We start from the raw sequence: 1,180 nt of genomic DNA on the forward strand, positions 1-1,180 counted from the left end.
ACCCCGCCCCGCCGCCCGCCGATCCTGTGCCGTCCGTCACTCGCCGCCCGGCGGCGCGGGGCGTCAACTGCCGTAGCGGCGGCGGGCCTCGGCGACCTGGCCCAGCACCTGCGGCAGGATCCGGCTGCCGGCCGGCACCAGCGGCGGCTCGTACGTCCAGGCGTGCCCGACCCAGGGGTCGGCGAGGTGGTCGTCGCTGACCGGACTGATCCGCAGCAGCGAACGCCACAGCGGGTCGAGCAGCGGACCGTAGCCGCCGGAGTCCTCCCGGTCGGCCACCATCATCAGGTGGACGCCGACCGCCGGGCCCTCGTCGGCGAGGTAGCGGAGCTGGGTGACCGCCCGGTCGTCGAAGCCGTGCGGGAAGTCGTGCACGACAAGCAGCTGGTCGGCGGTGTCGATCTCCGGCGGCAGCGAGTCCAGCGCCCGGTTCCGCACGGCCATCTGCACGAGGTCGACGCGCCGGGTGAGCGTGGCCAGCAGCTCGGCGACACCGGCCGCGCCCCGGGCCGGGGGTCCGCCGAGCAGTCCGCTGTCGGTGAGCGGTGCGTAGCCGTTCGCGTGGGCGCCGGCCGCGTCGACGACGTGGACGGTGAGGTCGCCGACGGGGTGGATCGCCAGCAGTCGGCCCGCGATGGCGGTCGCCAGGTCGCCGGCGAGGCGGCGCAGCTCGTCCGGCGCCACCAGCGCGGCGGCCTGCGAGGTGCGGCCGGCGTCGATCCACAGGCCGCGTTCCAGCGGGAGCCGCATCAGCATGGGGATGCGCAGGTCGGCCCGCTCCGGCAGGCTGATGTCGCCCAGCCGCACCGCCATCGGGGTCTCCATGGGGACGCGGTAGCCGTGCCACACGGGGTTGTCCCAGCGGGCGAACTCCGGCGGCAGCGCCGGCTCCACCACCTGGGACTCGGCCGAGAGCTGCGCCAGGTCGCGGTCCAGCACGGACCGGGCCCGCTCGACGAGTTCCCGGTGCCTGGCGCGGGCGGCGGACCGCGCGGTGTCGGCGGCCGGGCCGGAACGTGTCGCCGGGTCGGCCAGGGCCTGGTCCAGCTCCTTCTCCATACGGGAGTCGGCGAAGTCGACCGCGCTGCGGTAGGCGGCGACCGTCCGGGCCAGGTCCTCGAACATGCCCCAGACCTGGTTGTAGAGGCGTTCGTTCATCGACCAGCCGCTGGCGTCGCCC

General features: G+C 75.5%; 1 protein-coding gene. It reads right to left on the reverse strand.

Going from position 1 to position 1,180, the window contains the following annotated elements:
- Nucleotides 1-63: 63 nt before the first annotated feature.
- On the reverse strand, nucleotides 64-1,180 hold a 1,117-nt coding region (locus GL263_RS26890; protein ID WP_182858333.1), incomplete at its 5' end, for an export associated protein.

The organism is Streptomyces durbertensis (assembly GCF_014156695.1).
In the GTDB taxonomy this organism is placed as follows: Bacteria; Actinomycetota; Actinomycetes; order Streptomycetales; family Streptomycetaceae; genus Streptomyces; species Streptomyces durbertensis.